16 protein-coding genes and 4 pseudogenes are annotated in these 19,941 nt (G+C 60.3%); 17 read left to right on the top strand and 3 right to left on the bottom strand.

Going from position 1 to position 19,941, the window contains the following annotated elements:
- Positions 1–74: 74 nt before the first annotated feature.
- The gene (locus G6N73_RS30085) at positions 75–779 is read right to left on the bottom strand and encodes an IS6 family transposase (RefSeq protein WP_165033630.1); all 705 of its coding nucleotides are present in this window, start codon (positions 777–779) and stop codon (positions 75–77) included.
- Positions 780–841: 62 nt separating this feature from the next.
- On the opposite strand from G6N73_RS30085, the pseudogene G6N73_RS38820 reads away from it, so the two are divergent.
- The 15 genes and pseudogenes from G6N73_RS38820 to G6N73_RS30015 all read left to right on the top strand — a co-directional run bounded on the left by G6N73_RS38820 (position 842) and on the right by G6N73_RS30015 (position 15,848).
- Positions 842–1,998: pseudogene (locus G6N73_RS38820) on the top strand (M20/M25/M40 family metallo-hydrolase).
- A gap of 196 nt (positions 1,999–2,194) precedes the next feature.
- Positions 2,195–3,490 carry a hydantoinase/carbamoylase family amidase gene (locus G6N73_RS30075; RefSeq protein ID WP_165033626.1) on the top strand — a complete coding sequence of 432 codons (1,296 nt, stop codon included), beginning with the start codon at positions 2,195–2,197 and terminating at the stop codon, positions 3,488–3,490.
- Positions 3,491–3,850: 360 nt separating this feature from the next.
- A complete protein-coding gene (locus G6N73_RS30070; protein ID WP_165033625.1) occupies positions 3,851–5,434 on the top strand; it encodes an ABC transporter substrate-binding protein in 1,584 nt (527 codons plus the stop codon).
- A gap of 13 nt (positions 5,435–5,447) precedes the next feature.
- Positions 5,448–6,386 (top strand): ABC transporter permease subunit, encoded by a 939-nt coding sequence (locus G6N73_RS30065; protein WP_165033629.1) that lies wholly within the window; start codon positions 5,448–5,450, stop codon positions 6,384–6,386.
- Between the two features lies 1 nt (position 6,387).
- Positions 6,388–7,281 carry an ABC transporter permease gene (locus G6N73_RS30060; protein WP_206079173.1) on the top strand — a complete coding sequence of 298 codons (894 nt, stop codon included), beginning with the start codon at positions 6,388–6,390 and terminating at the stop codon, positions 7,279–7,281.
- On the top strand, positions 7,278–8,297 hold the full coding sequence (locus G6N73_RS30055; protein ID WP_165033624.1) for an ABC transporter ATP-binding protein: 1,020 nt from the start codon (positions 7,278–7,280) through the stop codon (positions 8,295–8,297). Before G6N73_RS30060 ends, G6N73_RS30055 begins: the two co-directional genes overlap by 4 nt.
- Entirely contained in the window at positions 8,294–9,337 is a 1,044-nt protein-coding gene (locus tag G6N73_RS30050; RefSeq protein WP_165033623.1) for an ABC transporter ATP-binding protein, read from the top strand. The genes G6N73_RS30055 and G6N73_RS30050 overlap by 4 nt, the downstream gene beginning before the upstream one ends.
- Positions 9,338–9,871: 534 nt before the next feature.
- A complete protein-coding gene (locus G6N73_RS30045) occupies positions 9,872–11,005 on the top strand; it encodes a serine hydrolase domain-containing protein (RefSeq protein WP_165033622.1) in 1,134 nt (377 codons plus the stop codon).
- A 240-nt stretch (positions 11,006–11,245) separates the two neighbouring features.
- Positions 11,246–11,593: an ABC transporter substrate-binding protein gene (locus G6N73_RS30040; RefSeq protein ID WP_165033621.1), complete on the top strand. Its 348-nt coding sequence runs from the start codon at positions 11,246–11,248 to the stop codon at positions 11,591–11,593.
- A gap of 950 nt (positions 11,594–12,543) precedes the next feature.
- A pseudogene (locus G6N73_RS30035) lies at positions 12,544–12,824 on the top strand (pantoate--beta-alanine ligase); the annotation flags it as partial.
- 111 nt (positions 12,825–12,935) lie between these two features.
- Positions 12,936–13,061, top strand: coding sequence for a hypothetical protein (locus G6N73_RS30030; RefSeq protein WP_425484166.1), 126 nt, complete (start codon positions 12,936–12,938; stop codon positions 13,059–13,061).
- Positions 13,062–13,964: 903 nt separating this feature from the next.
- Entirely contained in the window at positions 13,965–14,690 is a 726-nt protein-coding gene (locus G6N73_RS30025; protein ID WP_165033620.1) for a LuxR family transcriptional regulator, read from the top strand.
- 54 nt (positions 14,691–14,744) lie between these two features.
- A pseudogene (locus G6N73_RS38815) lies at positions 14,745–15,421 on the top strand (acyl-homoserine-lactone synthase).
- A complete protein-coding gene (locus G6N73_RS38810) occupies positions 15,418–15,582 on the top strand; it encodes a transcriptional regulator domain-containing protein (protein WP_425484164.1) in 165 nt (54 codons plus the stop codon). The pseudogene G6N73_RS38815 and the gene G6N73_RS38810 overlap by 4 nt, the downstream one beginning before the upstream one ends.
- Before the next feature lie 50 nt (positions 15,583–15,632).
- Positions 15,633–15,848, top strand: coding sequence for a DNA -binding domain-containing protein (locus tag G6N73_RS30015; protein WP_206079172.1), 216 nt, complete (start codon positions 15,633–15,635; stop codon positions 15,846–15,848).
- A gap of 43 nt (positions 15,849–15,891) precedes the next feature.
- Here G6N73_RS30015 and G6N73_RS30010 read toward each other — a convergent pair whose 3' ends face one another.
- Positions 15,892–16,158 (bottom strand): DNA -binding domain-containing protein, encoded by a 267-nt coding sequence (locus G6N73_RS30010; RefSeq protein ID WP_165033619.1) that lies wholly within the window; start codon positions 16,156–16,158, stop codon positions 15,892–15,894.
- A gap of 98 nt (positions 16,159–16,256) precedes the next feature.
- Between G6N73_RS30010 and G6N73_RS30005 the strand changes: the two genes are divergently transcribed.
- On the top strand, positions 16,257–16,484 hold the full coding sequence (locus G6N73_RS30005; protein ID WP_165033618.1) for a helix-turn-helix domain-containing protein: 228 nt from the start codon (positions 16,257–16,259) through the stop codon (positions 16,482–16,484).
- Positions 16,485–17,317: 833 nt separating this feature from the next.
- On the opposite strand, the gene G6N73_RS30000 is transcribed toward G6N73_RS30005, so the two are convergent.
- The gene (locus G6N73_RS30000) at positions 17,318–18,835 is read right to left on the bottom strand and encodes an ISL3 family transposase (RefSeq protein ID WP_425484167.1); all 1,518 of its coding nucleotides are present in this window, start codon (positions 18,833–18,835) and stop codon (positions 17,318–17,320) included.
- Between the two features lie 321 nt (positions 18,836–19,156).
- Between G6N73_RS30000 and G6N73_RS29995 the strand changes: the two are divergent.
- Positions 19,157–19,721, top strand: a pseudogene (locus G6N73_RS29995) (IS21 family transposase); the annotation flags it as partial.
- Positions 19,722–19,941 lie beyond the last annotated feature (220 nt).

Genomic DNA, 19,941 nt, shown 5'->3' with positions numbered 1-19,941 from the left:
AGGTTGGCAAAGAGCTCGGTATGGCGCTGTCACGTTATCTGAGGTTGGACGTGAAGGGACCGCTGACAGGGATATCAGGCGAGGGCTCGGGTCACAGCTTTCCATTCCGCCATAGCATTGAGGCGATGGATATGGATCTGAAATGCGGAGCGTTTTGAGCGGACTGGGACGAAGAGATTACGGAAGGCTGAGAAGATCGAGACGAAGCGCTGCAGGCTTCCTGGCGAACGGAAGCCCTGCCTCGTCCGCTCCCGCTTTCGCAGCGGCACGTGGGAATTCTCGGCCCTGTTGTTGAGGCCCTTGTGCGCGCGGTGCTCGACATCCGGCATGACCTGCCGTTTCGCCGCTCCATAGGAACGCAGTTTGTCGGTGATGATGCGCTTTGGTGCGAGGCCCTGTTTCTTCAGCAGCCTGGTGAGTAGGCGCTTGGCGGCCTTGGTATTGCGGCGGTTCTGGACGATCTCATCGAGAACATATCCATCCTGGTCGACAGCCCGCCACAACCAGTGTTTCTTACCGGCTATGGTGATGAGGACTTCGTCCAGGTGCCAAACATCATTGGGGCTGGGCCGCTTGCTGCGCAGTCGGCGAACGTACTCGGGGCCGAACTTCTTCCCCCAACGGCGGATCGTTTCATAGGAGACGACGATGCCGCGCTCCAGCAGCATTTCCTCGACCAGGCGCAGGCTCAAAGGGAACCGGTAGTATAGCCACACCGCATGGGCGATGATCTCGGCGGGAAAGCGGTGGCGTTTGTAGCTGATGGGCGCGTCGTTCATGAACCGGCGTCTACCCCAGCGCCTCTCACAAGAAGTTACCGTGACAAAGCCCTTCTGAAGCATTGAACGCAGTTTTCGAACATATCGAGGCGAACCGCTCCCCGTTCCTCGACCGTCTGATCGATTACGCTCGGCATCCAAGCATCAGTGCCGAGAGTGTCGGTATCGCCGAAGTTGGCGCGCTGCTGGTCGAGATACTCACCGGGATCGCGCTCGAGACCAGCCTGGTGCCGACCGAAGGGCGCCCGGTGGTGGTCGCGCGCTGGGAGAAGGCGCCGGGTGAACCGACGGCACTGCTCTACGGGCATTACGACGTGCAGCCGCCTGACCCGATCGAAAAGTGGCTCTCGCCCCCGTTTGAAGCCTCCATACGAGATGGCCGCCTCTATGCGCGCGGCGTCGGCGACAACAAGGGTCAGCATTTCGCACAGATCCTGGCAATTGAGTCCCACCTCAAGGTGCATGGCGCGCTGCCGTGCAACGTCATCTTGTTATTGGAAGGTGAAGAGGAGATTGGCAGCCTGCACATTGCCGATTTCGTGCATGCCAACAAGGAGATCCTAAGAGCCGATCTTGCCGTCACCGCCGATGCCCGCGTCATGCGAGCGGCGCACCTGTGATCAAGTTCGGATCGCGTAGCGAGCTGTCCTTTGAGCTCCGTTGTCGCCATGCTAGCCGCGATTTGCATTCGGGAAACCTCGGTGGCGTCGTGCCCAATCCGATCTGGACGTTGGTGCACCTCCTCAGCACCATGAAGAATGCCGACGGTGAAATCACTATTGACCGCTTCCACGATGATATTGAGCCTCCGTTAAAGGAGGATTTGGCTGCGGTCGAGCGCTTGCCACTCGACATCGCGGCATTAATGCGAAATCTCGATCTTGCGCGACTTGACGCGCCGAAGGAAAGGCCTTTCTACGAGCGTCTCTGCTTCCGGCCCACACTGACGATCAATGGCTTTCACTGCGCCGTGCTTTGGCGCGCTGCGCAAGGGCAGGAGCCTCTGCTGGTCCCGTCGGGCTTAGGCAGCCTGCCTAGCTATGTTTTCACCAAGATCCTTGGCTTTCCTGCTTTCGAAACGCCATACGCGAACCATGACGAAGCAAACCACGCGCCGAATGAAAATCTGGAACTCAGCTGCTTCCACAGCGGCATCCGCACAGGCGCTGCGCTATTGTACGAGCTTGGTCTGTTGCAACTTTCTGAGCGCGAGGCCTAGCGAAGTGCGATCCGCATCGAGAGGCCGTTAGGCTAGAGGAACAGGAAGGTTCACCTGCAGGAATCCCCATCACGAGAACTGCGAGCTGGCGGACCAAGTATCGTTTGGTTCCGAAGACAAGCAGTTGTCGTGCGAAAGGGAGGACTCAGCCAAAGAGTCTTTTACTATTAGAACGATCCAGGAAGGTGGTGCAGCAATGCCAAAAATCAACGCCGGGCGGTTGCTCTCGGATCTTAGACGTTTTGCGCAATTCGGCGCGTACCGGACTGGTGTTCATCGCCCAACCTATTCGAAGGAAGACATGGACAGCCGTCGCTGGCTCGCGCAGCAATACGAAGCCTTGGGTCTTCAGGCCCATATCGACGGGGTGGGCAATGTGTTCGGCATGCCGCGCTCGGACCGACGATCACTGTTGATCGGGTCGCACGCAGAGTCCCAGAACCATGCCGGATGGCTCGACGGGGCGCTTGGCGTTATCTACGGCCTTGAGATCGCTCGGGCATTCGCAGAAACGCCGGACTGCACCGGTCTGCCCCTCGCCCCGGTCGCGTGGGCGGATGAAGAAAGTCACTACGTACCCTTGCTCGGAAGTCGTTCGTTCGTTGGTGACATCGACGAGGCGGAGATCGACCGCGCGGTGAATGTCGATCACGGGCTGCCACTCAGGGACGCGCTCTGTGAGGCCGGCCTAGCCGGCGTTCCTCGATCTCTGGTCGACCCGGATCGCCACGTCGGCTATCTGGAAGCACACATAGAACAGGGTGACGCGCTGGAAGCCTCGAGCAAGCGGATCGGTGTTGTTACCAGCATCGTAGGAATCTGGCAGTACTCAATCGTCTTCCACGGCATCCAGAACCACGCCGGTACGACGCGCATGGCTATCCGAAAGGATGCGGGCGTCGCTGCAGCTACGCTGGCCATGGCGATTGCCGAGCGCTTTCCTGAAGTAGCCGGCCCGCGTTCTGTCTGGACCACAGGCCGCATCACACTGGAGCCGGGGGCCCGCAACATAATTCCGGGGAAGGCAGAGATGCTTTTCCAGTTCCGCGATTCAGAGATACCGGTGCTTGAGCGCCTCGATGCGGTGTTAAGGGAGCTGGTTGAAGAGACCTCGATCAAAACCGGTTGCCGCGCCGACATTGAACGGACCGGTACCGGCAAACCATGGCATATGGATCCGGCCTTCCAGGCAGCGATAGAGAACGCGGCCGCGCGCCATGCACCGGGGGCCTACGTGAGGATGCCAAGCGGCGCCAGCCACGACGCACAGGTTGTGGCCCGCAAACTGAGGGCCGCGATGGTTTTCGTGCCAAGCATCGGCGGTATTAGCCACCATTGGACGGAAAACACAGAGGATACCGATCTGGTGCTCGGCTGCCAGGTGCTGGCTGATGCCGCGGAGATGACCTGCGTGGCGAAAGCGGGTAGCGATTGCGATCTAACAAACTCGATGAGACAACAAGCGTGCCGACCAGCCCGACCCGTCTTGTGAGTGTAGTTATAGCCCTCGTTGGGGATCGCTCTCTAGTCAGGCGTCGCGAGCGAACCCTCATGCCGAGAGCTGAGACCTGTCCCACGGCCGTGACGGCGGGCGGTCCCGTGTCTGGGGACGCACGACGCGGGCATACACCGGCATGTGCGTTATCGCGGTAGCGACAATCATGCAGGCGAGGCTGGGTCCCGGATGCGCGATGATGCCTGAAGACTTTCAAATCACGCCGCTTTGTGCGGTAGGCGTTTCAAAAGCCGATGCATTTTGACGTAAGCCTGCCTCCGCCATGCCTTATCTTTCTATGGAATAAAAGCGGGCCGCCCGAAGGGGAGGCCGCTCAATGAAAGGGAGGAACCAGTCATGAAAGATATCGTAGACCCTTTGAGCCGCCGGGCCTTTCTCAAAACTGGCGCGACGCTTGCCGGGGGCATCGTTGCTGCCGGCATGCCACTCTCGCAAGCCATCTGGGCTGCCGAGGGCAAGGTGCTGAAGGCGCGTTCCACTATTGACCCCAAGACGTTTGACCCCGGCTTCTACAATTACTCCCACGAAGTAGATGTGATGGACTGCATCTATTCTAAGCTTACGCGCTACAAGCCTGGCTCCGAATGGGGCTGGGAGCTGGAAGCGGCAGAGAAGATCGAGCAGGTTGACCCCACCCATATCCGCTTCCGTCTTAAGAAGGGCATCAAGTTCACCGGAGGCCACGGAGAGTTGACTGCTAGGGACGTCAAATTCTCGTTCGAGCGCGTGATCAAGAACAATTCGCCGGTTAAGGTTGATTGGGGTTCACTCGATCATGTCGATGTCGAAGATGACTATACAGGCGTGATTGTGCTCAAGTCCCCGTTTGTGCCGCTTTGGATGGTCTCGCTCCCCTTTGCGGTTGGGCATATCGTTTCCGAAGATGCGGTGATAAAGGCAACCAAGGACGGCGGTACCTTTGGCACGAAACCGCCTGCTTTCTCCGGGCCGTATGTGCTCGCAGACTGGAAGCCGAAGCAGTATGTGGTCTTGGCGCGCAATCCGGAGTGGTCGGGCCCGAAGCCGGGCTTTGACGAAATCCGCATCCTGCCGATCGAGGACGCCAAGGCGGCGGAACGCGCCTATCAGGCCGGCGACGTCGATTTCACTTCTATCAGTCTGGATTCGCTTGCAACTTTCAAGAACAATCCGCCCGTCGACACGAAGGTCGAGGAATACCAAACGCTCAATTTCAACTGGCTCGGTATGAACCTGGATCACCCGAAGCTAAAGGACGTAAATGTACGGAAGGCGATCCAATGGGCGATCAACGTGCCGCAGATCCTGGATGCCGCTTATTCGGGTCAAGCAGCCCCGGCAACAGGGATCATTCCTCCAGGTATTGTCGGGCACCGCGACAAGGGGCTTGTGCCACCGGAAGGCGACGTCGAGAAGGCCAAGGAGTTTCTAAAGAAAGCCGGCGTGGCCGATCTGGCCCTTGCGATTGACTGCACGAACGATAGTACGTATTCGACTATAGCCCAGACAGTTCAGGCTCAATTGTCTCAGATCGGCATTTCCCTTGAGATCAATCTTCAAGATCCCGGCTCGTTCTGGACGCTCGGCATGGAATCGGAAGGCGAGCGCTGGAAAGATCTGCAGCTTATCTTAACTGATTACGGCGCGTTGCCGGATCCGTATTATATGACGTCCTGGTTCGTGCAAGCTCAAGTCGGTATCTGGAACTGGGAGCGCTTCCGCAGCGAACGCTATGATCAGCTGGCCGGAGAGGCGGTGACGATAGACGACCCGAATGTGCGGGCGAAGCTGTACCATGAGATGCAGGATCTTATGGAGGATTCCGGCGCCTATCGGTTCCTGACTCATCGGGGAGAGCCGATCGTGTATCGTGCCACAAGAATGCAGGCCGTCACCCGCCCCGACGGTTACCCACTGTACCCCGACTTCATGGCCGTTTAGAGAGGTCGGGAGCGTGTGGCTCTATCTTCTCAAAAGGATTGCCCTCGCGATCGCAATTATTGCGATCGCGGTGGCGCTTCTGTTCCTGATGATCAGGGCAGTACCCGGCGATCCTGCGGCGGTTCTGCTCGGACCACGGGCAACTCCAGAAATGAACGCGCAACTCCACGAGCAGATGGGGCTAGACAAGCCGTTCATCGTGCAGATCGCGACCTTCTTCGGTGGGCTGCTCCACGGCGATCTCGGCTTTGATGTATTCAGCCAGAGACCTGTCGCCGACATTATCTTCGAGCAATTGCCGTTTACATTAGAACTGATCCTGGTCTCGATCTTCTGGGCGGTCGTGACAGCCGTGCCGCTCGGCTGCTACTCGGCCATGCGGCGCAACTCCTTGGTAGATCAGGTGGCCGGTGTCGTGACGGTCGCCGCGATCGCAATTCCTTCCTTCGTCGTGGCGGTCTACGCGCTGCTGATTTTCGCCGTGACCTTACGCTGGTTGCCAGCGATCGGAGCCGGCAATGGCTTCTGGGATGGACTTATCCATCTCATCCTCCCAAGCTTCGCTATAGGGATTGGCTGGGTTGGCTACATTTCCCGGCTGGTACGGGCATCCATGCTTGAGATCCTTGGCGAAAATCACGTGCGCATGGCTCGCTCTTTCGGGATCTCGGAATGGCGCGTCGTTGCGCGCTACGCGCTGCCGCTCGCGATCCTGCCGACCGTGACCATACTCGGCGTAGGCATAGCTTGGCTGCTTTCCTCCGCGGTCTTTATCGAAGTGGTCTTTGCGAGACCTGGCATCGGCGCGTTGATTGTGAACGCGGTCAATTCGCGGAACTATCCGATTGTGATGGGCACCGTACTCGTCACCACGTTCCTTATCGTTGCTGCCACGACCATCTCGGATCTTGTCAACGCATTCCTCGATCCGCGAACCCGGGAAAAGCTCTGACATGGTGGGTGTGGAAGTCATGCGTCCCAAACTCAGCGATGCCACTGATACCGGCGCTTTTCGCACTTTTTTGGGGCAATTTCGCAAAAACCGCCTGGGCATGCTCGGAGCAGTGCTTGTCATACTCATAGCAGCTATTGCGATCTTCGCTCCGCTGATGATCACGCATGATCCGATCCGGATCATGGTCGGGCCGCGTCTGGCCGCACCCTCACTGGATTTTCTACTGGGTACGGACCAATTGGGCCGCGACACGTTTTCTCGCACCATCATGGGCGGCCGCATCCCGCTCCTCGTTGCTTTCGCCTCTCTCGGCAGTTCACTGGCAGTTGGCCTAGTACTGGGTTTGATTGCAGGGTTCGGTCCGCGCTGGCTCGACAATTTGCTCCTGCTTTTATTCGATACGATCCGGTCGTTTCCAAGTATCATTTTCGCACTAGCCATGATCGCGCTTCTGGGACCAAGCCTGGCGAGTGTCATCCTAGTGATCGCAATAACGTCCATGCCCATTTACGCGCGTGTCGTGCGCACCCAGACAGAAGCGTTGCGTAGTAGTGAGTACATCGCCGTAGAGCGCAGCATGGGGGCCGGCACAACGCGCATTCTGGCCGTGCACGTACTGCCCAATGTCTTCGGCCCGCTTCTCATTCTGGTGAGCATGGACGTTCCGGCCGTCATCGCCATAGAAGCGGGTCTCAGCTTTCTGGGCATGGGCGTGCGCCCACCAACGCCCGATTGGGGAGCGATCCTCAACGATGGCTATAGCTACATTAATCAGACGCCCTGGCTTGTCATCGCCGGCGGTATTCCCATCGTTCTCGCAACGCTCGGCTTCACGTTCTTGGGCGAGGCGCTGCGCGACATATTCGATCCCAAATTGCGGAAAGACCTATGAGACACGACGATCCGAGACCGCCGCTCTCATCCAGTCGCCCGCTTCTTGAGATCCGTGACCTAAATCTCGATTTCGGAACACCGCGTGGGCGTATTCATGCCCTGCGTAACGTTTCGCTCGATGTCCCGGCCGGACAGGTGGTTGGCATCGTCGGGGAAAGCGGATCTGGGAAGTCGACGCTCGCCTATACAGTGATGGGCCTGCTTCCAGAAAGTGCAGATGTGAAAGCCGGCAGCATCCTGTTCGAAGGTAAAGACCTGCTCAAAATGCCCGCTCCAGCGCGTCGGAGCCTGCTCGGCGATCGTCTCTCCATGATCTTTCAGGATCCGATGACCGCACTCAATCCGGTGCGGACCATCGAGAGCCAGATGATCGATATCCAGCACCACGAACAAGGAAGCCGCAGCGAAAAGCGCACTCGTGCCCTCGAAATGCTTCACCGGGTCGGAATTCCCGATCCCCAAAGCCGTATCGGCGCCTATCCGCATCAATTCTCTGGCGGCATGCGTCAGCGCGTTTGCATTGCCATGGCGCTTCTTGTGAAACCGGCGCTCCTCGTCGCCGACGAGCCAACCACCGCGCTCGATGCAACGCTGGAAGTGCAGATCATTCATTTGCTCAAGGATTTGCAAAAAGAAATTGGCTGCTCGATTCTCTTCGTCTCCCACCACCTCGGCGCGGTGGCTGAGTTGTGCGACCGAGTCGCCGTCATGTTTGCGGGGGAAGTGGTGGAGGAGGGGGCGGTCCGGGACATCTTCCACAATCCTGCTCATCCCTACACGCGCGCGCTGCTTGAGTGCGATCCCGGACGGATCAAGAAAAGCACGCGCACTTTGCCGACCATTCCGGGCGAGGTGCCCAGTCTGCTCGGCAGCAAGGAAGGATGTATCTTTCGCACCCGGTGTCCCCAGGCATTCAATCGCTGTCTGCAAGAGAACCCGGTCGAGTACCGCATCGGCGTGGACCACGTCGCCCGATGCCATCTCCTCGACGAAGAGCGGTTGGTTTCGGCATGAGCGCGCTGCTTCGGGTTGAGGACCTGCGGGTCCGCTTCCGCACCATGGGTCCGCTGAAGGCGCTCGCAACAGGGACGAAAGCCCCTTTCATCGACGCGGTATGCGGTGTGTCCTTTGAAATCCGCAAGGGCGAGACACTCGCCCTTGTCGGTGAAAGCGGCTCAGGCAAATCCACCATCGCGCGCACGATCATCGGCTTGCAGCGGGCTGTGAGCGGCAGCATCAGCTTCGACGGACAGGAAATTGAGGAGCTCAGCGGGGCTGAACGCAAGCCCTATTTACGGCGCATGGCGATGATGTTCCAGGATCCGATCGGCTCACTCTCGCCGAGGCTGACCGTTCGGTCGCTCCTCACAGAGCCTTTTCGCATCCATGGATTAAAGCGTCGCGATGCCGGAGGCGAAGCGGAGCGCCTGCTTCGAATGGTCGGCTTGCCGGCGGATTTTGCTCGCCGCTATCCCCATCAGCTTTCCGGTGGTCAGGCCAGGCGCGTTGGTATCGGGCGTGCTCTTGCACTGAATCCGGACTTGATAATTGCCGATGAGCCGACCGCAGGCCTCGACGTCTCAGTGCAGGGCGAGGTGCTCAATCTTCTCGCGCGGATTCAGGACGAACTCGGCATGGCGATCCTCATTATTACGCACAATCTTAACGTGGTGCGCCACATGACCGATCGGATGGCGATCATGTATCTCGGCCGCTTTATTGAGGTCGGCTCGACCGAGCGTATCTTTGAACACCCGCGTCATCCCTACACCGAGGCGCTGCTTGCGGCCAATCCTGAGCCTGACCCGGATGCGGTGCTCAATAGGATCGAGCTCAAGGGTGAGGTGCCTAGCCCGATGAGTCGGCCGTCCGGCTGCGAGTTTCACACCCGCTGTCGCTATTCGCAGGACATCTGTAGCCGCGTCTTCCCCGAACCTACAGCAAGCCGGGAAGACGCGCATCACAGCTTCAAATGCCATTTCCCGCTGGAGCGCGAAACAGCGATGCCGATTGAGCAGAGACGGCTGTCTGTAGCTGGGCCAACGCTGAAATGACTAGTCATCCATCGCTCCTCCCAGACCATGAGAAGAAAATAGAAGAAACAAAGGTCGCTGAAGTGAGACTGAGTGAATATATAGAGTACGATGCCATCGGTTTAAGCCGCGCTCGTGTGCGCGGGCAAAGTGGCACCCGCGATCGATGCGCCTGCCTCGCGAGGCGTACGATGAGTTCAATCCGCGCATCAACGTTGTATCGAGTTCTACGAAGATGCTCCGTTCGTCGCCCCCGTGCGCACGGGGCTTTTCGATGGCGTGCCATTCCTTCGCACGAATCTCGGAGCTACCGAAGCCAGGGAGCCAGCCGGCGCGCCGCTCGACGGCGAGGCTCCGATGGCGGGCGGTTCTATTCGCAACCAACGCAATATACTGCGGCCTGTCTGCTTGAACCCCTCACCCGGCCGCATCATCGGCGGCTAGAAACCGAAGATTCCGGCGTTAGTGCTGAATCGGCTATCAGGTCGCTGAAAGATACGCACCGTGCACTCTTCATAAGTCCCTGAACAGCCCCTACTCGGAAAGGCCCACCGCATGACACTCTCCTCGATCGCCAATCCCGACCTCGTCACCCTGTTCGACAACAAGCCGCGCTGGAACCTGCCCGACTTCCGCCGCAGTTACTTCCACAACCTCCACACCACGATGCGCTATGGTTTGTCGATACGCGCCCCCCGAATCTTGCCACTCAGGAAGGAGGTCGACTGGACCATTGGCGAACGGCCCGAGGTCGCTCGCTTTCTCGCCATGCCTCATTTTTCGGCCTTCGTCGTGGTGCGCGACGAGCGCATCCTCTACGAGGTCTATGCGCCCGACTTCAGGCCCGACAGGCCACATGCCATCATGTCTATCACCAAGACGACGCTCAACCTGATGCTTGGTCGCGCGGTGGCTGATGGCCTCGTCGATCTCGACGCGCGAGTAGGCACCTATCTGCCGGAGATCGGTACGGGCTACGCCGAGGCGACCGTCAAGGCCGTCGCCGACATGAATGTCGTCAACGACTTCAACGAAGACTACAGCGACCCCAACTCGTCGGCCTACCAATGGGAATCGGCCTATGGATGGCGCTTGCCGCTGGACGGTCAGAAGGAAGGGACGACCCGCTCCTTCATCTGCGGCATCACCGGGGGTGACCTTGAGAATCGCACCGGACAGGCGCTGTATAAGTCGCCCAACAGCGATGTGCTCGGCTGGATCATCGAGCGCGTCAGCGGACGGGCTCTTCGCGACTGGTTGATCGAGATCGTCGAGGCGGCTGGCCTTGAGGGATGCTTCCATATCACCTGCGACCGCGAGGGTGTGCCGCAGGTCGACGGCGGCGCCTGCCTCTCCGCTCGCGACCTTGCGCGCTACGGCCTGCTCTTCGCGCGCAAGGGCGAGGGTGTCGACGGACACCGCGTCGGCGACGCCGCCTTTATGGAAGATACCCGCCGCAATCCCGGCCCTCCCTGGTCGAATCCGCGCGACTCGGTGTTCTATAGCCGCCAGATGAGGACCAACGGCACCTGGCTCGCCCACGGCGGGTGGGGCGGCCAGTACATGCTCGCGAACCCCGACACCGGAACCGTCGTCGTCTACTTCGGCGTGCTCGAGAACAGGAGCGCCTACGACGGTGACTTTAGCGGTCAGCTGGTGCAAATGATGGCCAAGCTCGCTGCACAATGATGAACTGGTCGCCGGCCGCTTCCGTTGGGGGAACTCAGTCGCCGGGCATGGGCTCTCCCGCCCCTGAGTCTATCGGCTCTGCTTGCCGGCAGGTGCGGCTGCGCTTGCGGCAGCGACGGCCCTCTGCTGTCCGATGTCGCCCTCGCGCAGCAGACTGGCGGGAACGCCGCGCGTTGGCGCTCTGAGGAACCGGATACGCTCGACCTACACAAGACCAAGCTATCGGTTTCCTCGACGTCGATGGACCTGATCTATCAGCCCCTGAGTCGCATGAGCCAGCAGGGTGAGGTGGTGCCTAGCCTGGGCGAAGGCTGGGAGGTTTGCAACGAGAACCTCACCTTGAAGTTAAAGGCCGGCATCACTTTCCATGATGACACGCCCCGCGAGGCCGAAGCCGTCGCTTGGACCGTTTACATCCTCGAGGCCGCCTCGCCGAACGCATTCTTCCTCGGGCCGCTCGAACAGGCCGAAGCGATCGACCCGCTCACCGTCGCCCAGCATTTCAGGCAACCTCTCGTCCCGGTCTGGGTCGGCCTTACGCCGCTCCCTTCCGCTTCGTCTCGTGGTCGCTCGATCGCGCGCGGCTGAAACACTAGTAGGCGGGCCACGCCCTCGCTGCCGATGCTGTCGAGTTCTTCCTCTAGCCCGAGGATCGGAAGCGCCTCGCCGTTTGAAACCGGCGAGATAAACGCCATCTATGTTGGCTCCTCGGCGCCGCTGGACAGCGTCCGCCGGTTGCGCGGCAACCCGCGCGGTGCTGCTCAAAGGCCCAGCGCAGAGGATGCGAGCGCTCGTCTTCAACCAAAAGCATGCGCCTTTCGACAATCCCAAGGTTAGGCCGTCGCCCGCAGCCATCGACCAGAAGCGGCTGATCTGGCTTCGATAGGTCCAAGTGCGCTCAAAAGCTGGCTACATTTCAAACCGCACCGCTTGGTGTAATCCGCATTTCAGCAGGCGACAAAGTTTGGCGCAAATCCCTCTCTCTTATGCATCATCCTTCAGAGGAACGTTGGGCTAAGAACTCTGATCTGCGATTGGACGAAATGAAGATTTGACGTTCGATCATTATCCCCGCTCAAAGCGGCTTCAATTGACCCCGCTGCCCTTTTCCTACCAGAACGTGGCTGGAAAGACCATCCAAGCGGTTCGGCGGAATTCGTCCAAACAGGGCTTATGCAACATGAAAAGTATTGAAATGCTCGGAACTTTGCAATGCGAGGGCAACCGAGTGGCGCCGCTACCTCCATGAAAATCCAGAGCTCGACTATCGGTTACACAACACAGCAAGGTTTGTGACCTAAAAACTGGCTTCGTTCGGTATCAATCACATCGAAACGGGGATCGCTGAAACCGGTATCGTCGCATTAATCCAAGGCGAGGGCGGAGAGGGGCCGACCATCGGATTAAGGGCGAATATGATGCCGATCTTGGTTCAGGGGCCGGTGCTGCCATTGCCCTCACGCCGCCGATGTGAGGCAAGGGCGCTTTCCGGCGGCCGAACATCTCTATGCGGATGTGTCGAAGGCCGGAAACATTGCATGAGTGTGCCGATTGTTCGCACTGTTGCCGAACTTCGCCCCATTGCTGCGGAATGGCGCCGTTCTGGCGCCCGTATCGCCGTCGTGCGAACATGGGGGCGCTGCACGAAGGGCATTTGAGCCTTATGAGTGCAGCGCTTCAGAAGGCCGATCGGGTAATCGTGACAATGTTCGTCAATCCGAAACAGTTCAACAGCGCCTCCGATCTTGCCGCCTATCCGCGCACCGAAAGCCAAGATGCCGCAAAGCTTCGCGCCGCTCGCACGCATCTGCTCTATGCGAAAAGGATTTACAGCATCTTCAGCTTGTGAGGCGGATGGCCCGGGACCGACAAGGATCCGACCGCCTCCCATGTCGGAACCTTATCGAGCTATCTGGTCAAGATCGCCCGATTGGGCGGCTATCTCGCGCGTGCCAGCGACCCGCCGTCGGGCAACACCGTCATGTGGCGCGGCCTTACGCGCCTCACCGACATCAAGCTTGGCGCAACCATCGGACCCGAACGTATGGGTAATTGAAAGCCGGTGACGGCCACCTTGCTGAGGTAAGCTGAAGGCTGCAAGTCCTAGTGCAAGCACCAGGAGTAGCCCTGTGACGAAGCCTCAGATTGAAGTGATCACGTCGGTTGAGCGGCGCCGGCCTCGAGCTCGGGTAAGGCTATGATGAGATCGCCAACGACACCGTAGTTGTCGACCCTTGTAGTTCGGCGCGCCATGGACCCTGCGCCACCTTGCTCATGTCCTCGAGGCGAACGTGCCCAACGTGCGGAGGATCTGGTTGGCGTTGTGGATCACCTGCTTGCCGAGAACGAGAGGTTGTGGTTGCGCACCGCGCGCCTGAATTGGTCGACTAGCTCAAGATGCTCGCAATCCAGCGCTACGATGTGGCGGAGCCTGTTGCGGTGGCCAAGATCCTGAAGCGTGGCCAACAGGTCACCCCCAGTGCTATATGGCACCGGCGACGCCGAACCTGGTCACGAGACGTCGAGACCTTGACGGATTCGTCGATCAGCCCCATGTCGGAAAGTTCGAACCGTGGAACACGACGTAGCTTTCGACGGGTTGCGCTGAAGCCATCACTTAGGGCCGCTTTTTGGCACCCTCATTTCGCGCGCAGCATCGGATTGATCTTTTTCGCTGGCGGGACTGTGCGATCTAAAGCAAAGCGATGACCTGCTGCTGCTGTTCAGGCCGCCGCGCGGCCGCGACGCTATGCGCGGCGCGCCCTGCCGGTGTACCTCCCCACCGGCAGGGCACTTTCTTAAAGTGCAGTATGAGGGTGATTGGAGCGCGTTCGCGACCAGGGATTTTAGCAAAACAGCATGAACTGCATATCCGGATGTGCATCGAAGTTCGACATCTCCGCCACGTAATCGCTACGTGGCGCGTTGCCCTCCAGGAAAGGTGCTGACAAGGACAGACATGCAAGCTCTCTTCGAGAGATTGTTGGAACAGCTTTGGGAAAGCGTCGATGAGGCCGATTTTCGCGGCGCTATGGCTGATATCGCCTCAGAACTCGATCTACTTGCCTTTGCCTACCTATCCTTGCCAATGGAATCCAAGGGCAAGCCCACGCTGATCTCGAATTATCCGGCGCCCTGGACCGCGCGCTATCTTGACAATCGGTATCAGAGTGTCGACCCAGTCATTGTGCGTGCACGCTGCGGCGGATGCCCGTTTCGATGGGGATCTGATCTGAAGAGTGTTGAGCCATCAGGGGCTCAGAATAGGGTGTTCGAAGAAGCGGCGCAGTTCGGCATCTGCAGTGGTGTGACGATCCCGATCATCGATCGCCGGGGCAATGTTGCGGCGATGACCTTTGCCGCTGACGGGCCGGATCCTGCGTTTTTCCGCGTCACGGAACGCTATGAACAAGGTCTTCGGCTCATTGCGACCTGTTTTCATATGTTCGTTCGCGGCAAACTTTCGGGCGATCGAATGGTGGACGGTGTCTCGCTGACGCCGCGCGAATACGAGTGCCTGCAATGGGCCGCGCGCGGCAAGTCTGATTGGGAGATCGGCTGCATCGTGGGGATCACGCGGCGCACGGCCGCGTTTCATCTGGGCAACACCCGCAGGAAGCTTGGCGTGACAACCACCAAGCAGGCAATTGCGCGTCTCGCCGCTTCGGGTTTTTCGGTTCACTGACAAGTTAGCCCTGCGCAACTGCACAGGTTCCCATAGCGTGAAGCTTCGCCTCCAATGGCGGGGAAATTTCCCCGGCGAGGAGGCCTTGTAATGATCCAGCTTATTGCGCCCGGCTGCTATGAGGACTTTGCCGGCGACCTACATGCAATGCATCGCCTGCGCTACCGCGTCTTCAAGGAACGTCTCGAGTGGGACGTGCGATTCGATGGCGGCTACGAGGTCGATTCCTTTGACGCGCTCAGACCGCACTACCTGTTGCTGCGCGGTTTCGACGGTTCTGTCGATGGTTGCGTGCGCCTTCTGCCCTCCACAGGGCGGACAATGCTTCGCGACACTTTTCCCGTGCTGCTGGAGGAAAAGACTACGCCTGAGGATGTTAGCGTCTGGGAAGCAGCGGCTTCGCGCTCGACATTCCCTCATCCGCACCCAAGGGAGCGGGCGGTATTGCGATGGGTACCTATGAGCTCTTTGCCGGCATGATCGAGTTCGGCTTGTCGCGCCAGCTCAGCCACATCGTGACCGTCACCGGTTTGGGCATGGAGCGCATCCTTCGCCGCGCGGGCTGGCCGGTTGAGCGGATCGGAGAGCCGCACACGATCGGCGTCACCCGCGCGCTGGCCGGATCGCAGGTGTGGGCAGGGGTAGCACCGTCGTGCCGACAACTCTTGCGACAGATGCTGATCCGCCGGACTGGTGGGAGGGAAGATCGTATGACTAAACCGCTCATTTGACGCTGCGCGGCTGGGCCTGGGAGTTCCTAAGGCGCAACCCGGCATTCCAGCGTGATCTGCTCGCTGCGCTCCAGGAGGCAAACAATTTGTCGCCTGGAGCCCTCATCGAGGTGATCGCGTCGGATGGCGACCTGTCGCGCTGGGGTGTCTTGTTTCGCTGAGGCTTACGGGCGCAGTGCGGCCGTGTTCTGATGTCTGCGCCGGTGCGCACATGTCCTGCCGGTCATTACGGAACAGCTGTCTGCATCGTCGCTTCGTTCTTCGTGCCCTCGAGGGCTCGCTCGCCGCAGCATCACATCGCGAGATCGCTGAATCGACGATTGGTGAAACGCGCGTCCACGCCGACTGGATGGATCCTTGCGATCACTTGTGCGACCGCATCCGCCGCGCCGTCACTCGGGGCCACACGCTAATGAATGGCGGATAAGGGGACTTCCTTGTCTGAAAAGCGTAGCAGTCCGCGCTATGCGTCAGCCGGCGAACAGTTCCTTGTAGCCGGTCGTTACCATCCAGTTTGCCCGGTCGATATGGCTGCGAAGAACCTTGCGGGCGCGGACCGGTTCGAGGGCCGAGTCGATGCCGAGAATGAGATCGGCCATCTCCTCTTCACTGGCATTGTCGGCGCAGGCATCCAGGATCCGCAGGTAAATCGTGAAATGCTCCCTGTCATAGGCCGTGAGGCTCTCCGACCAGGGGACTTCGTCGGCGACACGCGTCATCCCGTCAGTTACGTGCATTAGTTTTTGCCTTCACGTTTTTATGGTTCCATCCTCGCCCGCCGTTTGTAGAGAATACTCCGTGGTGAAATGCTCGACAAGAAGCTGGCCTCTCATTCATGGAGATTCGAGAGGTCTTTGCCCGCAATCTGCGCCGGCACCGACAGAAAAAGAAGCTATCACAGGAGGCGCTGGCACATGAGGCCGGCGTCGACCGCACCTACATCAGCGCTCTGGAGCGGGGCGTTTACGGCGCCAGCATCGATATGGTCGACAAGCTCGCCAAGGTTCTCGGAGTTGAACCGGCAGCCTTGTTGGATCCGCGACCTGAAATAGATCCGCGATGATGCGCGCGGGCAAATCGACGACATGGTTCTCGAATCCACCTCCGAGGCTCTTTGCGTTGTTAGACCGGCGCACGCGCGCCTGACGGCGCGCGCCGGGTGAACCGAGCCCGCTTTCCTTCGCAGGCGGTCTCGGACATCCGGCTTCGCCCCCTGGCGCGGGCAGCCTCTCGGCTATTAATGGCCGCCGGCAGTTCGGCCGGCGCGGTCTGTCTGTTGGCATTTCCCGGCGGCGCGGGGTGGACGGCACTCCCTTCTAGGTCCGCCGCGACATTCCCCAACCCTCCTTCCGCTCCGGGTCCTCCTCTTCTCCCGGTCCTTCGGATGCGGTCCGCCTTCGACGGCGGGCCCTTCATGTCGGCCATATTCCGGCTCAACATCCTGATCCTGTGGGGCGGTCATCGAGCGCGGTTACCCCAGCCAGAACCGGCTAATGGAATGAAAAGTTGCATCTCAGCGGCTGCGGCATGTGATTGCGTGCGCTCACTCTCCGCTCAGCCAGCATTGGCTGAGCGGAGATACCAAACGAGGTGGCTTTTTGCGGCTCGTGCGAAATGCTTGATCGTGACCTCCCGTGGGTCGAAGCGTGTCGCCGAAGCGAAGGGCGCCTTTGGCCAAGGCGCCCTTCGTCCTGATCAAACTCAATGCTAGGATTTTGCCCGAGTTCCGGTTAGACGGGAGCGCGGGATGTGGAATACTAGCAAGGCTGGCGTGACGAAGAAATTGCGAAGGTGCGGCGCGGCAATCGAAGTGAGAGCGCAGCGTCAATCAGGGGTTCTTCCGCACATTTGGTGCAAGGGCGAGAACTTCTCGTCTGCCCCTCTGCTGCGGGTGGTTCAGGCGGCTGCCAGTAGCCTGTTTCTCAGCAGTGGATATCCAGAGCGCCCATACATCTGGCGCTTGATCGTCTTGAGCCGGTTGATCTGTCCTTCGACCGGGCTGGTGCTCCAGGGCTGGGTGATCGCCGCCCGGACGGCCTCGATGTCGCGGCCGATGCCTGCTGCAAGCGAAGCCAGTTCGCTGTCCGTGGCATCCTTGAGCCATTGCTCGAGGCCGGCATCATCGTCGCCGCGGATCAGGGCGGCGAAGCGCCGGGCGAGTTCGCCCGCCACTGCAAGCTCCGGCGCGGCTTCGTAGAGATGGTGCAAGAACCGCCCGGTTGGCTCATCGAGCGATGTCGGGTCTTCGCTCAGGAGCCATGCACAGTTCCGGCGCGATGGCGGCCGCCACCGCGAATTTGGTGGAGCGGTCGATGACCGCTCCTTGCGGGCGGCGGTCCATCTATAGACGGTCGCCTTGCTGCCTTCAAAGCCGCGGCGCTTGATTTCGGTCCACAGCTGCGACCCGTTGCGCTGGCCTTCCTGCCAGCGCAGTTCGAGATAGTCCTGGAAAGAATCCAGGACCGATCGCGTGGGTGGCCGCCGGTGCTCGGGCTCACCGCCCGCGGCAAGCCAGCGCTCGACCGTCCTCACGCTCATGCCCATCCGTGGCGCGATCTGGCGCGGCGCCATGCCGGAGGCGCGCAATTGCAGGATTTCCGCGTAGAGTTCACTGCGCTGGTGTCGCCTCGAGCGGCGCAGGCCATCAAGTTGCGTGCAACTCTCTACCGATGATGCCGGCTCGGCGTCGTCATCATCACTCATCTCCTCCATCATCGCCTTTCCGGCGGCACCAACGGCTTTGCGATGGCGGCCGACGGCCAGGCGCAACGCTTCACCCAGGTTCTGGAGCAGATGCCAGCGGTCGGCGACCTGCGTTGCATCGGGCGCACCACGACGGGCGCCCTCAGCATAGACGCCGGCACGATCGCGCGCGATGACCTCGATGCCCGGATGGTGTTCCAGCCATGATGCGACCGTGTCGGCGCTTCGATCCGGCAACAGATCGAGGACGCGGTTGCGCTCCAGATCGCAGATGATCGTTCCATAGCGCTGCCCCTTGCGCCAGGCCCAGTCGTCGATGCCGACCACACGCGGCGCTTGCGGCGGCTCGAACCCGGCCGCGCGGATCATCCGCAACAGGGTGTCGCCGCTCGCCGGCATGGCGAGCCTGTCCGACAGGCGTGAGCCCGGCTCGCCACCCACCGCGAAGCCGATCGCCAGCTGGCTTTCGCCGAGCCGAACCGTGCGTCGAGCCTTCGGTTGAACCGTCTCAGGAAGCCTCTCGGTGAAGATCCGTCGCGGGCATTGTGGATCGGCGCATCGAAACCGCCGTGCGTGAAGCTGGATTTCGACAATCCGCCCCTGCCACGGCAGATCGGTCAACCGGCGCATGTAGTGAGTGTGGACGCGGCGGGTTCGGTGACCGCAACACGGACAGCACGATTCCATCGCCTTCGGCCGGGCAACAAGCACCACCCTGTCAGCCTGCGGGAGTATTTGGACGATCGAAAGCTCGGGCGAAATCAGCGAGCGGAAGGCATGGAGCACGGGCAAATCACGGCGTCGACTGCGATTCCGACTCTATGGACTTATTCGCACCGTCCGTGAATCCCGCAACCTGCACCAAATGTGCGGAAGAACCCAATCAGGATGAGAATGCCGGCGGCTTGTGACGCAGGGAGGGCGTAGCCCGACCGGAGTTTCAAGTCGCCGGCGGCGTTCCTTTCGGAGCGTTGTCTGGTGTTCGCGGCCGACTGGGTATGCCGGTGGTTTTTCCGTTGGAGGAATCACTTTGTGCCCGGCCGCCACGTAACCGATCACCAGATGAGGCTTTTCATGAAGTTCCGGCAGACCCATACGACGGCCCGCGCGGCGGCGAAGGCGTCGATCAGCACGGCCACGGTCTATCGCATCGAGAAGGATTCGAGGCTGCTCTCGCAGAGGAAGGTTCCGCGACAACGGCGCCGCCCCGATCCGCTCGCCGACATTTTTGACGCCGAGATCGTTCCGCTGTTGCGGGCCGCGCCCAGCATCCGGCCGGTCACCATCTTCGAGGAGATGCTGCGGCGTCATCCCGAGCTGGGCAACGCCATTCGCCGCACGATCGAGCGTCGCGTCCGATCCTGGCGCGCTGTCCATGGCGAGGAACAGGAAGTCATCTTCCGGCAAGCGCACGAACCCGGCCGCCTCGGCCTGTCGGATTTCACCGATATGGGCAGCGCCGGCGTCACCATCGCCGGACAGCCGCTCGATCACCGTCTCTACCAATTTCCGGCGCGCCTATTCCGGCTTCGAGCATGCCCATGTCGTGCTCGGCGGCGAGAGCTTCGTTGCGCTCGCTGAAGGCCTGCAGAACGCACCTTCGATGGAGCCGTTCTCGTGCGCGATGCCGGCATTGTTGCGGGTCGCTGTCATGCCGTAATGGCCGCACAGTTCCGCCGATTGCCCGACATGCGGCCTTGCAGGAACGGTTCGCGCCCGATCCCTCCTGGACGACCTCGCCTATGTCACCAAGGACCAGGCCGAGACCAGCGTGCTGTTCGAGCTCATCAGCGCCCGTTACGAGCGGCGCTCCATGC

This window comes from Allomesorhizobium camelthorni, assembly GCF_011045125.1.
Lineage (GTDB): Bacteria > Pseudomonadota > Alphaproteobacteria > Rhizobiales > Rhizobiaceae > Allomesorhizobium > Allomesorhizobium camelthorni.
Note: the sequence above shows the minus strand (reverse complement) of the source record. Positions and strands in the feature narration are given on the sequence as shown.